Source organism: Bacillus pumilus (assembly GCF_900186955.1).
Taxonomy (GTDB): Bacteria; Bacillota; Bacilli; order Bacillales; family Bacillaceae; genus Bacillus; species Bacillus pumilus.
This window is the reverse complement of the sequence record NZ_LT906438.1, coordinates 3,412,558-3,429,269: the sequence shown is the minus strand read 5'-3', so window position 1 is coordinate 3,429,269 and position 16,712 is coordinate 3,412,558. Positions and strand designations below refer to the sequence as shown.

Genomic DNA, 16,712 nt, shown 5'->3' with positions numbered 1-16,712 from the left:
TAGAATGTCAAGCTTAGAAGGGTAAAACGATGCCAAATATCAAACAAAAGGGGTATCGAATGTTCATTGATACCCCTCTCGATTAATAAAAGTCACCAAGCTCTTCCTCGTATTCACCTTCATATTGCTGAATGTCACTAGGAATTTCTTGAAGAAATGCTAGACCGCCTAATATCAGCATCAGGATAATGGCGATGAATGAGAGAATGGCTGCGACAATACTTGATATGGCAAATAGCGTCTGCATTTTCATCATCTTAGCATATTGTTCTAATAACTCTTCATAAGAAGTATCAGGAGCTTGAATTAATTGTTCCGCTGCGTTTACAGATTTTTGTACATGGATTCCCATCATAATGAGGAAGACGCCAAGGGCAGCAGGAAGAACAAGCCAAAAACCAATAAGAATAGCTAAGCCACCTGAAATATAGAGAAATATACTACCAACTTTTCCCCACTTTGTGATCGAATGAAGAGATTGAATGATTTTCTCAGTTTGTTGCAATGGTGTTCACTCCTTTATGTATTCACTCTTTATCATACTTGAGCAGGTAGTACTTTAGGAAGAGTGAATGTAGAACAATTTTTAAAAATTTCTATCTTCACTTTACTATTTATGGATAAATAAATTATCTTCGAATAAGAAAAAAGTAACATTTACTATGAATTTTAACGACAATTTATGTCATAAATGAGATTAGTAGTTAAAAATAATTAGTAAAATTATCAAAATATGTTGTTAGTTGTCTTGTAATTGGTTATTATTGTGTTGTATTACCATAAAAATTGGAAGGTGGAATTCATATGTTAGATCGTTTCTTAAACAAAATGACCAACGTTCAACCTGCAGCTTCAAGATGTATTTTGCAAAAATTAGTCACTTCATGCAAATCAGCACCAACTTGTTTCCTTCAAGGTGTTGGAACTTTCCGTTACTACGTGGATCGTGATACAGGTGAGATTTGTACTAGCCAAGAACGCATTAGATGTGGCTGCTAAATTCAAGGATTTTATTTAATAGGATGTGAACGCATGAGCATATCTTCAATTTCATTCTTAACAAATGCTATGCAGACGTCAAACAGTCGTCAAGCAAGTCAAACATCCAATTCTTTTTTAAACGAAGCAGCGAAAATTGTTCAAGGCGACCATTCTCCAGAAGAGAGAAAGGCATTATTTCAACAACTGACTCTAGTTCAGCAAGGAAAAGATTTAGAGCTTCATGTGTCTAAATTAAAGGAACTAGAGAAAGAGGTTCAAAAAGAATCGTCTTCTTCGTCCGTTACTGTGAATCAGCATGGTGACCAAGTAGATATTTCAAATGAGGCTCGCAGTGAGTTTGAACAAGCTGAGGAACAAGCCGCAGCTTCAAGTGAAGCGAGTGAAATCGCCGCAAGGGAAAAGGATCAGGATGTTCTGGCAGATCCAAACCAATAAAAAAATGAGGCGTGTGTTTGTTATCTTCACATGCCTCATTTATGTTTATTTTGCAGAAAACCTTGAATAAAGACCATCCGGAAAAGGGGCTGCATATGAGATTGTTTCATCTTCTTCTACCATGATGTAATATGGAAACTCTTCAATATGAAAGGCGCCTATCATTTGTTCGTCCACTGAGATAATTCGCATGTTGGTTTGGTTATCACGATATAATTCTTGATCCTCTTCTTTCCCATTCTTTAGCAAAATACTAAAAGAAATGTCTAATTGACGCTGCTTTTTCGTTTCTAGGAATTGTTCCAGTGATGGGATGCAATGCGGACATGCTGTGTCAGTGAATACAAGCAGCTGCTGCTTGTGATTGGTTTGCAGTAGATCATTTATTTGAATAGGTGATGGTTTTTCGAGTAGCGGATGAACAAATTTTTGTCCAACATGCTGGATCGGTAAGATGATTAATTCCATCTGGTGTTTTAAATAGATAATGATTCCGATCGTCAATAAAAGGCTACAAAGAATAAGAGTTAGCTGTAAAAGTAAGATTGAAGTCATCGTATATCGTCCTCTCAGAATGAAGTTACGCAGAGCTATCATAATATAAATATCAAAAATATGTCAATTATACTAAATGGTGTAAGGTGGAGCGTTTGATGAGTACAGTGAACCATTGTTTATATGCAATCTCCTATACTTGGAAAAGAAGTCGATCATATCTTCTGTTAACTCTATTCATCCAAGTGATCGTTGGCTTTATGCCTTTGGCTAGTGTCTGGATTATTCAAACATTGATTAATGAAATTATTTTATTCATGACTTCTTCAGGAGATATTCAAAAGGTCTTAAGGTTATTTGGGTTGCAAATGGTCATTGTGATTTTAGGATATGGGCTTCAATTCATTCTTCAGCTTAGTCAGCAGAAAGCGACAAATCTGATTGGTTTGCATTTGAAGGGTGAATTGCTTCAAAAAGCGATCAAGCTTCCATATATTACATTTGAACACCCGTCTTTTTATAATGAAAGTCAACGTGTGATGAACAGTCATCAGCATGTTCTGAGTATGGTTAGAAGTATTTTTACAATCATGAGCGCATTGATTACTGTTGTATCACTTCTCATTTATATGATTGGTATCCATTGGGGCTTGGCGGTCATTCTGATCTTATGTACTCTGCCTGTCTTGTGGATTGAGCTTTTCTTTGGAGGCGCACGGTATCAATTAAACCGCATGTTAACGGCAAATGATCGAAGAGAAATGTATGTGTCTGATCTTGTTGCGCAGCGAGATTCATTGAAGGAAATCCGTTTATATGGAATAGGAAATTACCTTCTTCAAAAATGGAAAGGCCATTATGTAAAAAGTGCAGATGAAAAATATAAATTACTAAAACGTCAGGTTCGCTGGGAGATGGCAGGTGGATTGCTTATGACATTTGCCTATGTGTGCTGCGGTCTTTTTATTGTCTTTCTTATCTTTCAAAAGAAATTAGCTGCGGGTACGTTTGTCGCTGTGCTCCAAGCTGTGCAAAATATTCAAAGTGGTTTTCAGGATTTGACGAGGGAATGTTCTAGTTTATATGAAACGAGTCTCTATATTGATGAAATGAGAGCTTTTCAAAAGAGAGAAGAAGAAATTGATGAGCAGACAGAGGAAGCGGCATCGCTTCGGAGGATTGAATGTATTCAGTCCATTACGCTAGAAAATCTCTCTTTTACCTATCCGAATATGAAAACGCCTGCTATTGAACATATACATTTTCATATCGATAAAGGTGAACGCATTGCATTGGTGGGGGATAACGGATCAGGTAAGACGACCTTGATTAAATGCTTGACCGGTTTATATGATCCAGACAAGCCGAATATGCAAAAGGTCAATGGTGAATCGATTTCGACCCTTTATAAAAAATCATATCATGCGAGAATGGCCGTCCTTTTTCAAGATTTTATGAAGTACGAATTCACTGTGAAAGAAAACATTGGATTTGGCCGTATTGACGAAATAGATGATGAAGAGCGCATGATCTCAGCTGCACGGCAAGCAGGCATAGAGAAAAGAATTCATCAAATGGAAGAAACATACGATGCGCAGCTTGGCCGGTTTTTTGAAGAAGGTCATGAACTATCTGGGGGACAATGGCAAAAGCTTGCAATGGCGAGAACCTTTTTTAGAGAAAGTGATTTTATCATTTTAGATGAACCGACTTCTGCTCTCGATCCGCTATCGGAGATTTCACTCATTCGAAAGCTATTCGATCATACGCAGGAGCAAGGGGTCTTGTTTATCACACATCGTATGGGAGCGGCCCGCTTAGCAGACCGGATTATCGTGATGAAAGATGGTGCTTTCGTTGAAGAGGGGAACCATGAAGAGCTAATGGCGCTAGATGGAGAGTACAAAAGGCTTTACGAGGCACAATCCCAACTATTTCAACAAAAGGAGATGGCGTAAGGTGAGTGTCTTTTATTTTATAGGTGTCTATTTATTAGGAATCATCTTTGCAGGTGCATGGCTTGATAAAGTGAGAAAACAAACGGCGCATATTCAGCAGATGAATGCTTATCGATTGCTGCCTCCTACGCTCACGGCGCCCATGTTTTATTTGTTTTTGACTGTTGAATTGGCTTGTACGGGTTTATTGTTCGTGTGGAACATGTCTCTTGTACCTGCGATTGGTCTTACAGCACTTTTATGTATCTATACTGGAGCGGTCACCTTCAATTTATTGAGAGGACATCGTAACATTTCATGCGGCTGTGGAGGTTTGCTTGAAAATGACCATCTTCACTGGGGAATTGTGATTCGTAATGTGTCGATGCTGGAACTTGTGATTGGGTTGTTTTATGTACATCCCTATGTAGAAACAATTCCGTGGCCACTTCATATTATTTGTTTTTTGATTGCAGTGGCTGTCTGTTTGATTATAGCGGTTGGGAAAACAATCATGATGTTCAAAAGAAAATGGATGAATCAATTTGAATCGTTTATAGAAGGAGACTAAGTGAAATGACTGATATTCTACTAATTATTGTGTTATTCATTGTCATTGCTCAGCTGGCGGTCGTGTTTTTGCTTGCCCGCTTTATCGGAAAATTTATGAGTAAAATTAAATCCCTTGATGGGATTGAATTAAAGGAAGCGGATGTTGGTGATACTGCGCCGTTATTTCGTAGCTATACACATTCAGGGAATAAGGTCATTTTAAAGGAGTATTTACAGAACGGAAGAGCCGTGATGCTGTTATTTGTAAATACCACTTGTATGACATGCAAAAGCATTTTGTCTGATATGCATCAGCACATCTCTAGCGATGATACTCAATTCATTTTCATCAATGGAGATGAACAAGGAGATGATGCATTGCTCCTTCAATTGCTGCCTGATCAAGCTGTGTATATGCGCTCTTCGCAAATCATGGAGCTGTATGGGGTAACTGTTGTTCCGCAAGCGATTCTGATAGATGAACATGGCATCATCCTCCAAAGAAAATCTGTTCAAAATGCGAAACAGTTTGAACAGCTGTTACACGCATCATAAAAAAGCGTCTCTTTGTTGGAGAGACGCTCCAGCATGTAGACAAACCCTCGCATTCGTTGTCAGTCCTGCGTGCTGGTGCTCACGAATGTCAAATTCGCTCCGCTCCAGTACTCGTCCTTCCTTGACTGCAAAGGTTTTCTATCACGCTGAAAAGAAGACAAAGGGCTAAAATCAAGATCATTTTAGCCCTTTGTCAACAATCTGAAGCGTCTCTTTGTTGGAGAGACGCTCATTTTATAATTCTTTTCCTAGAATGTCTAAATCGTACCTGCTGCCGTCCATTTCTGCGATGCGTGGCAGGTGACCCCATGTTTCAAAGCCGTGCTTTTTAAATAATCGAATGCTGGCTTCGTTGTGCCCGAAAATAAAGGCGAGTAATGTTCGAATGCCTAGTGAAGGTGCCAACTCAATGGCCTCTTGTAAAAAAAGTGACCCTAAGCCTTTCCCTCGATCGTCTTGGTTTAAGTAAATACTCATTTCAACGGTCCCGTTGTATGCAGGTCTTCCATAAAACGTTTCAAAGCTGAGCCAGCCGTAAATATGTCCATCCTCATCTGTTTTCACATAGAGAGGTCTTTTCTCTGAATGATTCAAAAACCATTGCCGGCGGTCTTCAACTGAAACTGGTTCTGTATCGGCGGTTACTTCTCTTGAAGCAATAGTCGAATTGTAAATATCAACGATTGCTTTGAGGTCATCTTCTGTTGCTATACGGTTGAAAGTTTTCACATTAAAGTCCCCCATCTTTTTTTCATTCATCATACATATTATTGATGCGATTGCGCAAAATAAAAAGAAAAATGATTTCGTGTGTATATATTTTTTGAAAAGTGTTCAGAATGTTGCTGAGGTGATGAAAAATGAGAGAGGAAGAAAAGAAACGTACTTCCAAAATCACAAAAGTTCAGCAATTTTTCCGTAAGCGCTGGGTATTCCCTGCAATTTACTTGGTCAGCGCAGCGGTCGTGTTAACAGCCGTTCTTTGGTATCAAGCTGTATCAAAAGATGTGAAAGACCAACTATCTGATGGAAATCAAACAGGGCAAGAACAGCGTGATGATGCCGTTGAAGTTGGAAAGCCAATTGAAAATGTTGCCATGCCAGTCCAGAATTCTGATAATGTTTCTGTCGTGAAAAAGTTCTATGAAGCAGATGCTGATCAAAAAGAAAAAGAAGCAGCACTTGTAAACTATAATAACACCTATACCTTGAGCAAAGGTATTGATCTTGCAGATAAAGATGGCAAAGTGTTTGATGTCACAGCTGCTCTTAGTGGAACAGTGGTTCAAGCGAAAAAAGATCCAGTTCTCGGTCACGTCGTTGAAATTGAACATGAAGATGGATTATCGACTGTTTATCAATCGTTGTCACAGGTGAGTGTTAAAGAAGGCGATGAAGTGAAGCAGAATGATGTCATCGGTGCTTCTGGTAAAAATCTTTATGGTGCTGAAAGCGGCAACCATGTGCATTTTGAAATTCGTATGGAAGGTTTAGCGCTTAATCCACTTAGCTTCATTGACAAGCCTGTTTCAACTATTGAAAAGGCCGCGCAAGAAGTGACGGAAGAAGCAAAAGAACCTGCTCAGCCAAAAGCTGATGAAAAAACGAAGGAACCTGCTGCTGAAGATAAGGCCAAAGAGCCTGCTGGAGAAAAATCTGAAGAAAAGTCTGATGAGAAGGGGAAATCCTCTGATCAAGAAAAGTCTTCTGATTCCTCTAAAGACAGCAGTCAATCTGAAGAAACAAAACAATCTTAATTCTTGAAACCTCTGTATATGAATCATGCAGAGGTTTTTTTCTGTCTTTAAAAAATCCCCGCACTCGGCGGAGGATGGTTTAAAGAGCGGCAGGTCCTTCTTCACCTGTCCGAATGTTGATTGTATTTTCTATCTCATATATAAAAATTTTCCCATCCCCTGGTTCGCCTGTACGAAGTACCTTTTGAGCTGTTTCAACGACCTGTTCGACAGGTACTTCGCTTAGGACGATTTCAATCTTTAATCGTTCGTACACATTACTTTCCTTTTTGACGCCACGGTATAGCTCTGTATGTCCCTTTTGTAAACCGCAGCCGTGTACATTCGAAAAGGTAATGGAAGTAACACCAATCTTTCCAAGCTCCACCTTTAATGTTTCAAAATTGGCTGGACGTGTGACAATCTCCACTTTATACATTTTGCTCATAGAGACACCCCTTTTTCTTTAATCTTGATAAGCTTTTTCCCCATGCATGGTTAAATCAAGACCCACTGATTCTTCTTCTTCGGTTGCGCGAATCTTAAAGAAGAGATTGACCACTTTGATGATTACGTATGTCACAACAGCTACAAAGGCATAAGTGGCAACAATAGCGACGACTTGCTTCCAAAGTAAGCTGGGATCTCCGTAGAATAATCCATTGGCTCCACCGTCATTGACAGAGGTTGTTGCGAAAAGCCCGGTTGCAATTCCTCCCCAAGTCCCGCCAATTCCGTGAAGACCGAATGCATCTAGTGCATCATCATAGCCAAATTTGGCTTTGAGTGAGAAGACTCCCCAGAAACACACAATCCCGCCAATAATTCCGATGATGATAGAAGCAAAAGGTGTGACAAAACCGGCGGCAGGTGTAATTGCCACAAGACCTGCGATGGCTCCAGAAATCGCGCCGAGCATGGTCGGTTTTTTGTTGATCATCCACTCGACTAACAGCCAGCCGATGATTCCCGCAGCAGCAGCTGTATTGGTGTTAATAAAGGCATACATTGCGACACTGTCTAAGGTAAGGGCACTTCCAACGTTAAAGCCAAACCATCCAAACCAAATGACAGCTCCGCCAAGAAGAGTATAAATCAAATTGTGAGGAGAAGAGCTTGCTGCTTCTTTACGCTTCCCGAGCACAATCGCTACGACTAGACCTGCAACACCTGATGAAATGTGAACCACGTTTCCTCCAGCGAAGTCGAGCGCACCCATTTCGCCAATCCAACCGCCTCCCCATACCCAGTGTGCGACTGGCGCGTATACAAATGTGACCCAAAGGAGTGTAAACACAACGACCGCTGAGTAACGAATTCGTTCAGCAAAGGCACCTGAGATGATGGCTGTTGTTAAGACGGCAAAGGTCATTTGGAACATCATGAACAATGAATGTGGGATGGTCTCACTGTAGGGACCAGGTTCAAAGCCAACGCCTTTTAATCCAATCCAGTCTAAGCCTCCAATCCATGCATTGCCTGGCGCAAAAGCCAAGGAATAGCCAAACATGATCCATACGATAGAGACGATCGCTAGTGAAGTTAAGCTGTGCATGGTTGTACTTAAGACGTTTTTACTTCTCACGAGTCCTCCGTAGAATAAGGCTAAACCCGGTGTCATTAACCACACGAGTAGTGCGCAGAAGAACATAAATACTGTATCACCCATTTGCATGCTGCATTCCCCCTGAATCATTCAGAATTAATTGATTTCTTAATTCTTCATTATAGAGAGAAAAGTCATATATGACATATTCATGTAAGGTAATCTTACATGGTTTTTGGTTATATTCAATATAAATGGATGAAAAGTTCGTGAAATATGAGAAAAAACGTGCATTGAGCACGAAAAATAAAGGGCGTTTGACCTATAAAATGGAGCTGAGAAAAAGCTTGGTTCGTTCCTCTTGAGGGGAATCGAACAATTTTGATGGCGTGCCTTCTTCGACGATACGGCCTTCGTGCATATAGACGACACGATCGGCGACTTCTTTCGCAAAGCCCATTTCATGTGTGACGATGACCATCGTCATGCCTTCTTTTGCGAGACTTTTCATTGTTTGCAGTACCTCGCCTACAAGCTCTGGATCGAGGGCAGACGTAGGTTCGTCAAATAACATGACATCTGGTTTCATGGCGAGAGCTCTTGCAATAGCCACACGCTGCTTTTGACCGCCTGATAGCTTAGAAGGATATACGTTGGCTTTATCCGCAAGTCCGACCTTTTCTAACAGGGCATTGGCTTCTGATACAGCTTGAGCCTTTTTTGTTTTTTTCACCATAACAGGCGCTTCGATGATGTTTTCAAGCACAGTTTTATGCGGAAAGAGGTTAAAATGCTGAAACACCATGCCTATTTTTTGCCGCATCTCGTTTAATTGATCGCGTTTTGGGTGAACAGGGCTGCCATCAATGACGATTTCTCCATCATTTTTGATTTCTAAAAAGTTCATACAGCGGAGCAAGGTGCTTTTTCCAGAGCCACTGGCTCCAATTAAGACGACCACATCATTTTCATAAACAGTGAGGTCGATATCCTTTAAAACATGCAGTTCTCCGAAGTGTTTATTGAGTTTTTCAACACGAATGAGTTCCTTTGATTCTGTCATGTTTCTCCTCCTAATGGTCACTGACTGATAGTTTCTTCTCAAAGGTTTGGACAGCGAATGTTAACAGCAGGACAAGAACTAAGTAATAGACGGCTACAACAAGTAAATAGGTCATATTGTCAAAGCTGTTTGAGCCTTGGGTCGTGGCGACGTTAAATAGTTCATTGACGCTAATAAAGGCGGCGAGTGATGAATCTTTTAAGCCAATAATGAACTGGTTGCCAAGAGGAGGGAGGGCACGCCGCATCGCTTGCGGGAGAATAATACGTCTCATTGTTAGAAAACGCCCCATGCCAAGAGAGCGTCCAGCCTCTTTTTGCCCTTGATCGATTGATTGGATGGCACCTCTGAATATTTCTGCTATATACGCTCCATTATGAAAGGCGAGCGCAATGGAAGCGGCCCAGAAGTCGGGGATATTTAATTCTGTCAGTCCAAAATATAGGATGAAAATTTGAACAATCAGTGGTGTGCCGCGTACAAGGAAGATATAGGCGTTGGCGATATAACCGAAGACAGCCACGCGTGATATTTTCAATAAAGCAAAGAAAAGCCCGATGAACATGCCGATGAAGATGCTGATCACAGTGAGCTGTAACGTGAGTAGCATTCCTTCTAAAAAAATACCTCTTGAATCAATCAGCGTCTGAAAAAAATGTGATAGGCTAGGCAAAACAATCATCTCCATTTGAAGAAAGTGCGCCTAAAAAAGGCGCACAATCGTGGTTTTAATTTTGTTTGACCGTGATGTCTTCATCAAAGTATTTCTCGCTAATTTGTTTTAATGTTCCGTCCTTTTTTAATGCGTCAATCGCATCGTTGATCTCTTTTATGAGCTGTTCATTTTCTTTAGATACAGCAATTGCCTGCTCGCTTTGTCCGAGTCTTTCTTGTGCTTCAATCTTTAATTTTTTCTTCATGGCTTCTGCACCTGTGGCGAAATCCGTCACGACTGCATTGTGTTTTCCGTTGGCTAGTGCTTCTAAAGCGACTACATCACTGTCGTAATATTTTGGTTCCTGTCCGCTATGTTCCTTTGCAATATCAGCGTAGGATGAGCCTTTTGAAACAGCGATTTCTTTGCCTTTTAAATCATCAGCATGTTGAATGTCTGCTCCAGGTCTTGTGAAAATTTGCGGACCAGAGTAGTAGTATGGCTTAGAAAGAAGGACGTGTTTTTTTCGTTCCTCATTGATGGTATGACTTGCAACTGCCGCATCAAATTTTCCTGATTTCACACCTTCAACGATGCCTGCGAATTTATATTTCTTCTGTATAGGCTCGAGGCCTAGTTTGTCACTAATCGCATTGCCTACATCGATATCAAAGCCTGACATCTGATTTCCATCCATGTAACTGAACGGGTGAAATTCACCTGATGCTGCAAATATAAATTTTCCATCCTCCAAAATTGGCGACCCTTTCGCTGTAGAATTACGTTTATCTCCGTTCCCATTTGTTTCATTTGCACCACACGAAGACAGAAGTAATACTGCAACCGAGAAAAGGGCTGGGACCCAAAACCGTCTTTTCTTAATAATAAGCTTCTCCTCCTTTTCAGCCGTTCTCCATATAAGGAGAAAGTAGGCTTTTAAATATGTGTAGCATCTTACCATTTGTTCCTCATATTCTCAATTTTATATGTGTTTTTCCAACACTCGCCCTTTTTAAAATGTATGTCTTGCTTTTCCAAGAGAGAACTTGAATTGATCAGGGTAAAAAAGGGAAATGAATCTCATAATAACGGAAGGAAACATGTCAGAACACAAAGAGGGGGTCGGTGTATGAAGAAGTGGAGGGACAACCGAAAAGTCTTTTTAACTGCGATTGCCTTTGGGACCATGTTAAATCCGTTGAATTCCTCAATGATTTCTTTGGCCTTGCATCAAATCCAGCATGAATTCGGTTTGTCATTTACGACTGTATCTTGGCTTATTTCGTCTTTTTATTTAGCTAGTGCGGTGACGCAGCCGGTGAGCGGCCGGGTTGGGGATCATGTGATGAGCCGGAGAACATTATTTTTATTCGGACTGGGTCTTGTCGCGGTCTCAGCCATCTGTGCGCCGTTTGCCCCGACGTTTGCGGTGCTGATTGTGATCCGGCTATTGCAGGCAATTGGGAGCAGTGCCATTTATCCTTCCGGTGTCGGACTCATTCGGGATCATATTCAAGACAAGCAGGCATCGGCGTTAGCGGTATTGTCCATTTTTGCTTCAGCGATGACGGCGCTTGGACCGACACTTGGCGGCTTTTTAATGACAATCGGCGGCTGGCCGGCTATCTTTTTAGTGAATCTGCCTTTTATTTTAATCAGCTTCTTTCTTGGACTATCTTTGTTTCCAAAGGAGCAGAAAAAGAGAAAGCTGCGTATAGGTGAAACGGTACGGAAGCTCGATCTGCCAGGGATGCTGCTTTTTACAGTTTGTATTGTCCTTCTGCTTTCGTTTTTATTATCACTAGGTCATGGCATTCAATATGTACAGGGGATTCTTTGTCTCTTGAGTGCAGGCGCTTTTATTTGGTGGGAGTATCAGGTGGATGAACCGTTTATTCAAATTCGGATGTTCAGACAGGAGCAGCGACTTTCACTCGTGTATGTGCAATTTATCATTTTAAATATCTTTTTCTATTGTCTTTTCTTTGGTTTGCCGAGCTATTTCCAAGATGAATTAGGCTGGCGTGTGGAAATGACGGGTCTTTTTATGCTTTGCATGTCTGGGGTGAGCATCATTGTCTCTCCGCTGACGGGTAAGTGGGTGGACCGCGGGGATGAACGCCATCCGGTATTAGCCAGTGCGGTATTGATGCTGGCTGGGGCGTCTGCGATGACCTTCTTTTTTATTCCGGCACCATTATGGGGAAAAGGGCTGGTTCTAGCGCTGCTTGGACTTAGTTACGGGATTGGAAATGTTGCACTGCAAGCTGCGATGCTCAAGGCAAGCCCTCAGTATATGATTGGCACGTCCTCTGGGCTTTTTCAAACATGCCGCTACCTTGGTTCCATTCTGTCGTCTGCTGTCCTCGGTATGCTGTTTGGTGATGAAATTGCTGGTCCTCATTTTGAGCAGTTAGGCTGGACGTTGATTATGATTTCCCTTATCGGCATCGGTGTCAGTCTTTATTTTTCGAACAAGGTTAGAGGAGGACAGTCAATAAAAAAAGCGGCGCGATAAGTGGAAGAAGATTCTTCATCACGTTATCGCAAGCCGCTTAAGAGTTAGACAGGTCAGAGCCCTGATCCTTTTGCTTCCTTCTAAATATTTTCCCTACAATTGTCTCATAGAAAGTAACGATGCGATCAATTGGAGAGTTAAAGAATTTCCATAATTTATTCATGATAAAGACGACCACAATCGATACGACCAAGCTGCCTAAAACATCTAATGGATAATGGTGACCGACCCAGATGCGGGAGAATCCTGTGAGTAATCCAAAGACGAGCAAGATGTTGCCAAGCTTTTTATTACGAGATCGAATGGCAAGTGAAAGAGCCAGTGCACCTGTTGTATGGTCACTTGGGAAGGAAGCATCTGCTGAGTGCGGAATGAGTGTGTCGACTTTATGCGCCACAAACGGCCGCTCCTCATAATGAAACAGTGTAATCGCAAAATTGACGATAAGTGCCGCGATACCCGTTACACCGGAAAAGAAGACATGCTTCTTAAATTTGTGATTACCTAAAAACCAGCAAATCAATAAGACAAGGGCGTACACAAGAATGGCCTTTTTCGTAATGAAAATCATGGCCTGATCTAAAAACTCAGAATGATGAGCCATCCCGTGTATCACTTTAAACAATTCGTAATTCAAAACATCACCTATACCTTCGCTTAATGCCAACTATTTTTCAAATAATCGTCTATTTGAAACATCCTATATTTTAGCATGTTTCCGTTGAAGTTTAAAATAGAATCCTATTCTGATAGGGAGACCTTCTGTGCTTCTGCTTCTTGGGGCTTTCGTTCACTCCAATAAAAAACAAACATACTGAGCAAGACAACAATACCTGCAATGAGATATACGTTTGAAAAGTCTGTGAAGCTGACAAGAAGACCAAATACAAATGAGCCAGCAGCAATACCCGTATCATATAAAGTGAAGAAAGTAGCCGTCGCATAGCCTGTACGGTGAGCTGGTGAGTGCTGAATGGCAAGTGTTTGTAAACATGGTACTAGCGATCCATAGCCAAGTCCAATGACACCACCTGATAGAAGAAGCATTGTAGCTGAATGTGTAGCTGTCAGCATCCATAAACCAATCGCAAAAAGAGCAATCGAAGGATAGATCACAATGTGAGGTCCTACTCGGTCAAAAAGTCTGCCTGTAAATGGACGTGATCCAAGCATTGCTGCCGCAAACACAATAAAGAAATAACTGCTTGCCCCCATCAAGTCAAGGGAATTGGCATAGACTGAAATAAATGAAATGATCGGCGAATAACAGAAGGAAATAATGATGCCGACTGCCGCTGTTTTTAATGCACCTTTTTCAAACAGATGAGAAAAAGTAAATCGGAAGACGACACTACCCCCATCTTCAAGCTCTGGCTGTCTGATCAGCATCGTAAAAGCGGCACCAATGGTAACGATAATGGAAAAAAGAAGGAATAAGGAATGGAATCCTACTTTTCCTACTTGATTCAGTGCGATAAATGGACCGATGACCACAGCGAGGTTCATGGACATGACAAAGTAGCCGAGTCCTTCCCCACGTTTATGTTTTGGAATCATATCTGCCGCAATGGCACTGGTTACTGTCGTCAAAATGCTAAAAAAGATGCCCTGCACGAAACGCAGCATGAGAAGCGTTTGGAATTGATCAATTGGGATGTATAAGTAAGTGAGTAAGGCAAAAGCCGTTGATGAGAAAATCGCCATCTGTTTTTTACCGAATTTCTCAATAATCGCTCCTGAAAACGGTCTTGTCACAATGGCAGACAATAAGAAGACCGTCACAAGGAGACCGCCCTGTGATTCTGTTCCATTTAGTTCATCCATTGTGTAAATAGGTAGCAAGGTTAAAAGGGCATAAAAAGAGGTGAACGTAAATAAATTCACCAGGACAATCATGATAAAGTCTCTCGTCCAAATGCGTTCGTTCATGATGTATGTCACTTCCTATTCAGTTGATAATTTGTGTAAAAGTGTATGGAGGAGTTGTTTTTCTTCGTGGGTGAAATTTGAAAGACATTCTTCTTCAAATTGTTCCATCGTACGTTTGATTTCTTCAAATCGGGCCTTAGCATCATCTGTCATCACGATCAGATTTTCACGTTTGTCTTTTCCTTGTACACGTTTCACCCAGCCATTTGCTTCTAGACGGGTTACGGTTCGGGTAATGGTTGGGGCTTCGACGTTCAAATATGTCCAAATGTCTTTTTGGGTTTTCGGGCCGAATGTATCCAAACAAAAAAGTACAGTCCATTGGGACATGTACAAGTCATAAGCAGCAAGCGCTTCGTTCGCCTTTTTAGACAGCAACCTGGCGCTTTGGTGTATTTGATGTAAACACTCTCTATTTAACGTATCCATATGATCACCTTTATTCAATATTTAGCTAGGTAAATAAAATCACCTTTTCTATTTTACGTGCTCGACCCATTCTTGTAAAGTGAAAATTTTCGCCACTCGAAATGATTGCATTTTCTGATAAATCCCTTGTCCCATCTTCATTTTTAGCATATTCCCTATGCAATGCTAATACACTGTTACAAACCTGACAAAGAGAGTGTTTGAGGTGAGGGATCGTGTTTGGCATTTACTACCTAATGGATGAGGAATTAAGACGAACAAGCGCCGCTGAAAATGGACAATATTGATACGGATCTCATTTCACACTTCTCACATCCATTTTAGGGAGGTCGAGTGGTGTGCACGATTACATCAAAGAGCGAACAATCAAGATAGGAAAGTATATCGTGGAGACAAAGAAAACCGTTCGTGTAATTGCGAAAGAATTTGGAGTCTCTAAAAGTACTGTACACAAGGATTTAACAGAAAGACTGCCAGAAATTAATCCAGATCTGGCTAATGAAGTGAAGGAGATACTGGATTATCATAAATCAATCCGCCACTTGCGAGGGGGAGAAGCCACTAAATTAAAGTATAAAAAAGAAGAAATTTTAGAAGGCGAGCCTGTGAAACAATAAGATTAGTTCTTTGTTCTTAAACATGATATATATATCTTCCTCATATCGGTAGTTTCTAACCACAAATTTTGTAAAGACTTTTGTAAAGAAATATCTTTTTTTCTGCAAATTATGATAGAATATATAATTAGGGCAGAATGTGGTATTTGCTATGGAAACAGATTTTCAAGGAGGATATATATAGATGTTTGCTAGGGATATTGGAATTGATCTTGGTACTGCCAATGTACTGATTCATGTCAAAGGAAAAGGAATTGTGTTAAATGAACCATCTGTTGTAGCTCTTGACAAAAACAGCGGGAAAGTTTTGGCTGTTGGAGAAGAGGCTAGACGTATGGTTGGACGTACGCCTGGGAATATTGTTGCGATTCGTCCATTAAAAGATGGCGTAATTGCTGATTTTGAAGTAACTGAAGCGATGCTCAAGCATTTTATTAACTCATTAAATGTGAAAGGGCTATTCTCAAAGCCGCGTATGCTCATCTGCTGCCCAACAAACATTACATCTGTTGAGCAGAAGGCGATCAAAGAAGCTGCTGAAAAAAGCGGCGGTAAGCATGTATTTCTTGAAGAAGAGCCGAAAGTAGCAGCTATTGGTGCTGGTATGGATATTTTTCAGCCAAGTGGAAACATGGTCGTAGATATTGGAGGCGGAACGACAGATATCGCTGTCATCTCAATGGGTGACATTGTAACCGCCTCTTCTATTAAAATGTCTGGAGATAAATTTGATCTGGAAATTCTCAACTACATTAAAAAAGAGTACAAGCTGTTGATCGGTGAACGCACGGCTGAGGATATTAAGATCCAAGTTGCAACGGTATTCCCAGACGCACGTCATGAAGAGATTTCAATTCGTGGACGAGACATGGTGACAGGATTACCAAGAACGATTACCGTCACAAGCAAAGAAGTAGAAGAAGCATTGCGTGAATCTGTATCTGCGATTGTTCAGGCTGCGAAGCAAGTTCTTGAGAGAACACCGCCTGAATTATCAGCTGATATTATTGATCGCGGCGTCATCATTACAGGTGGCGGAGCTCTTCTAAACGGGCTTGATCAATTGCTTGCAGAAGAGCTGAAAGTACCAGTTTTCGTGGCTGAGAATCCGATGGATTGCGTAGCTGTTGGTACTGGCGTCATGCTTGATAATATGGACAAGCTGCCAAAGCGTAAACTCAGCTAATGATGTCCCTCATTCTTTTTCGAAAGAATGGGGGATTTTTATTAAAGAACCCTGCAA

At 41.0% G+C, this 16,712-nt stretch carries 20 protein-coding genes; 9 read left to right on the top strand and 11 right to left on the bottom strand.

Translation table 11 applies throughout. The features are described from left to right. Positions 1 to 82 precede the first annotated feature (82 nt). Positions 83 to 505 (bottom strand): DUF5362 family protein, encoded by a 423-nt coding sequence (locus CKW02_RS17930; RefSeq protein ID WP_003215041.1) that lies wholly within the window; start codon positions 503 to 505, stop codon positions 83 to 85. 299 nt (positions 506 to 804) lie between these two features. Here CKW02_RS17930 and CKW02_RS17925 point away from each other — a divergent pair, with 299 nt between their 5' ends. Both CKW02_RS17925 and CKW02_RS17920 read left to right on the top strand, forming a co-directional pair. Continuing rightward, complete coding sequence (locus CKW02_RS17925) at positions 805 to 999, top strand: hypothetical protein (protein WP_003215165.1); 195 nt, start codon at positions 805 to 807, stop codon at positions 997 to 999. A 33-nt stretch (positions 1,000 to 1,032) separates the two neighbouring features. Next, positions 1,033 to 1,437 carry a hypothetical protein gene (locus tag CKW02_RS17920; protein ID WP_003214610.1) on the top strand — a complete coding sequence of 135 codons (405 nt, stop codon included), beginning with the start codon at positions 1,033 to 1,035 and terminating at the stop codon, positions 1,435 to 1,437. A 45-nt stretch (positions 1,438 to 1,482) separates the two neighbouring features. Here the strand turns inward: CKW02_RS17920 and CKW02_RS17915 are convergent, their stop codons facing one another. Further along, a complete protein-coding gene (locus tag CKW02_RS17915; RefSeq protein WP_034620262.1) occupies positions 1,483 to 1,992 on the bottom strand; it encodes a hypothetical protein in 510 nt (169 codons plus the stop codon). A gap of 98 nt (positions 1,993 to 2,090) precedes the next feature. Here CKW02_RS17915 and CKW02_RS17910 point away from each other — a divergent pair, with 98 nt between their 5' ends. From CKW02_RS17910 to CKW02_RS17900, 3 genes are read left to right on the top strand one after another with little or no spacing between them, the layout of a single operon-like run. Continuing rightward, the gene (locus CKW02_RS17910; RefSeq protein ID WP_034620261.1) at positions 2,091 to 3,890 is read left to right on the top strand and encodes an ABC transporter ATP-binding protein; all 1,800 of its coding nucleotides are present in this window, start codon (positions 2,091 to 2,093) and stop codon (positions 3,888 to 3,890) included. Between the two features lies 1 nt (position 3,891). Further along, on the top strand, positions 3,892 to 4,440 hold the full coding sequence (locus CKW02_RS17905; RefSeq protein WP_003215136.1) for a MauE/DoxX family redox-associated membrane protein: 549 nt from the start codon (positions 3,892 to 3,894) through the stop codon (positions 4,438 to 4,440). 5 nt (positions 4,441 to 4,445) lie between these two features. Beyond that, entirely contained in the window at positions 4,446 to 4,976 is a 531-nt protein-coding gene (locus tag CKW02_RS17900) for a TlpA family protein disulfide reductase (RefSeq protein WP_003214907.1), read from the top strand. A 234-nt stretch (positions 4,977 to 5,210) separates the two neighbouring features. On the opposite strand, the gene CKW02_RS17890 is transcribed toward CKW02_RS17900, so the two are convergent. After that, positions 5,211 to 5,720: a GNAT family N-acetyltransferase gene (locus tag CKW02_RS17890; RefSeq protein ID WP_034620260.1), complete on the bottom strand. Its 510-nt coding sequence runs from the start codon at positions 5,718 to 5,720 to the stop codon at positions 5,211 to 5,213. Between the two features lie 116 nt (positions 5,721 to 5,836). On the opposite strand from CKW02_RS17890, the gene CKW02_RS17885 reads away from it, so the two are divergent. Beyond that, positions 5,837 to 6,733 carry a stage II sporulation protein SpoIIQ gene (locus tag CKW02_RS17885; protein ID WP_003214850.1) on the top strand — a complete coding sequence of 299 codons (897 nt, stop codon included), beginning with the start codon at positions 5,837 to 5,839 and terminating at the stop codon, positions 6,731 to 6,733. Positions 6,734 to 6,812: 79 nt separating this feature from the next. Here the strand turns inward: CKW02_RS17885 and CKW02_RS17880 are convergent, their stop codons facing one another. The 5 genes from CKW02_RS17880 to CKW02_RS17855 form a co-directional block, all read right to left on the bottom strand. Continuing rightward, positions 6,813 to 7,160, bottom strand: coding sequence for a P-II family nitrogen regulator (locus CKW02_RS17880; RefSeq protein WP_003214763.1), 348 nt, complete (start codon positions 7,158 to 7,160; stop codon positions 6,813 to 6,815). Positions 7,161 to 7,178: 18 nt separating this feature from the next. Next, positions 7,179 to 8,387: an ammonium transporter gene (locus CKW02_RS17875; protein WP_003215412.1), complete on the bottom strand. Its 1,209-nt coding sequence runs from the start codon at positions 8,385 to 8,387 to the stop codon at positions 7,179 to 7,181. Between the two features lie 193 nt (positions 8,388 to 8,580). Next, positions 8,581 to 9,321 (bottom strand): amino acid ABC transporter ATP-binding protein, encoded by a 741-nt coding sequence (locus tag CKW02_RS17865; RefSeq protein ID WP_003215026.1) that lies wholly within the window; start codon positions 9,319 to 9,321, stop codon positions 8,581 to 8,583. Between the two features lie 10 nt (positions 9,322 to 9,331). Further along, positions 9,332 to 10,009 (bottom strand): amino acid ABC transporter permease, encoded by a 678-nt coding sequence (locus tag CKW02_RS17860; protein WP_003214936.1) that lies wholly within the window; start codon positions 10,007 to 10,009, stop codon positions 9,332 to 9,334. A gap of 40 nt (positions 10,010 to 10,049) precedes the next feature. Beyond that, the gene (locus tag CKW02_RS17855; protein ID WP_003214742.1) at positions 10,050 to 10,937 is read right to left on the bottom strand and encodes a transporter substrate-binding domain-containing protein; all 888 of its coding nucleotides are present in this window, start codon (positions 10,935 to 10,937) and stop codon (positions 10,050 to 10,052) included. Positions 10,938 to 11,105: 168 nt separating this feature from the next. Here CKW02_RS17855 and CKW02_RS17850 point away from each other — a divergent pair, with 168 nt between their 5' ends. Continuing rightward, positions 11,106 to 12,494, top strand: coding sequence for an MFS transporter (locus CKW02_RS17850; RefSeq protein WP_003214561.1), 1,389 nt, complete (start codon positions 11,106 to 11,108; stop codon positions 12,492 to 12,494). Positions 12,495 to 12,531: 37 nt separating this feature from the next. Here CKW02_RS17850 and CKW02_RS17845 read toward each other — a convergent pair whose 3' ends face one another. The 3 genes from CKW02_RS17845 to CKW02_RS17835 form a co-directional block, all read right to left on the bottom strand. Beyond that, positions 12,532 to 13,131 (bottom strand): undecaprenyl-diphosphatase, encoded by a 600-nt coding sequence (locus CKW02_RS17845; RefSeq protein WP_003215302.1) that lies wholly within the window; start codon positions 13,129 to 13,131, stop codon positions 12,532 to 12,534. 104 nt (positions 13,132 to 13,235) lie between these two features. Continuing rightward, a complete protein-coding gene (locus CKW02_RS17840) occupies positions 13,236 to 14,423 on the bottom strand; it encodes an MFS transporter (RefSeq protein WP_003214792.1) in 1,188 nt (395 codons plus the stop codon). A gap of 15 nt (positions 14,424 to 14,438) precedes the next feature. Then, positions 14,439 to 14,852, bottom strand: coding sequence for a MarR family winged helix-turn-helix transcriptional regulator (locus CKW02_RS17835; RefSeq protein ID WP_003214738.1), 414 nt, complete (start codon positions 14,850 to 14,852; stop codon positions 14,439 to 14,441). Positions 14,853 to 15,190: 338 nt separating this feature from the next. Here CKW02_RS17835 and spoIIID point away from each other — a divergent pair, with 338 nt between their 5' ends. Both spoIIID and mbl read left to right on the top strand, forming a co-directional pair. Continuing rightward, on the top strand, positions 15,191 to 15,469 hold the full coding sequence (spoIIID, locus tag CKW02_RS17830; RefSeq protein WP_008343327.1) for a sporulation transcriptional regulator SpoIIID: 279 nt from the start codon (positions 15,191 to 15,193) through the stop codon (positions 15,467 to 15,469). Positions 15,470 to 15,653: 184 nt separating this feature from the next. Beyond that, complete coding sequence (gene mbl / locus CKW02_RS17825; RefSeq protein ID WP_003214596.1) at positions 15,654 to 16,655, top strand: cell shape-determining protein Mbl; 1,002 nt, start codon at positions 15,654 to 15,656, stop codon at positions 16,653 to 16,655. Positions 16,656 to 16,712: the final 57 nt, after the last annotated feature.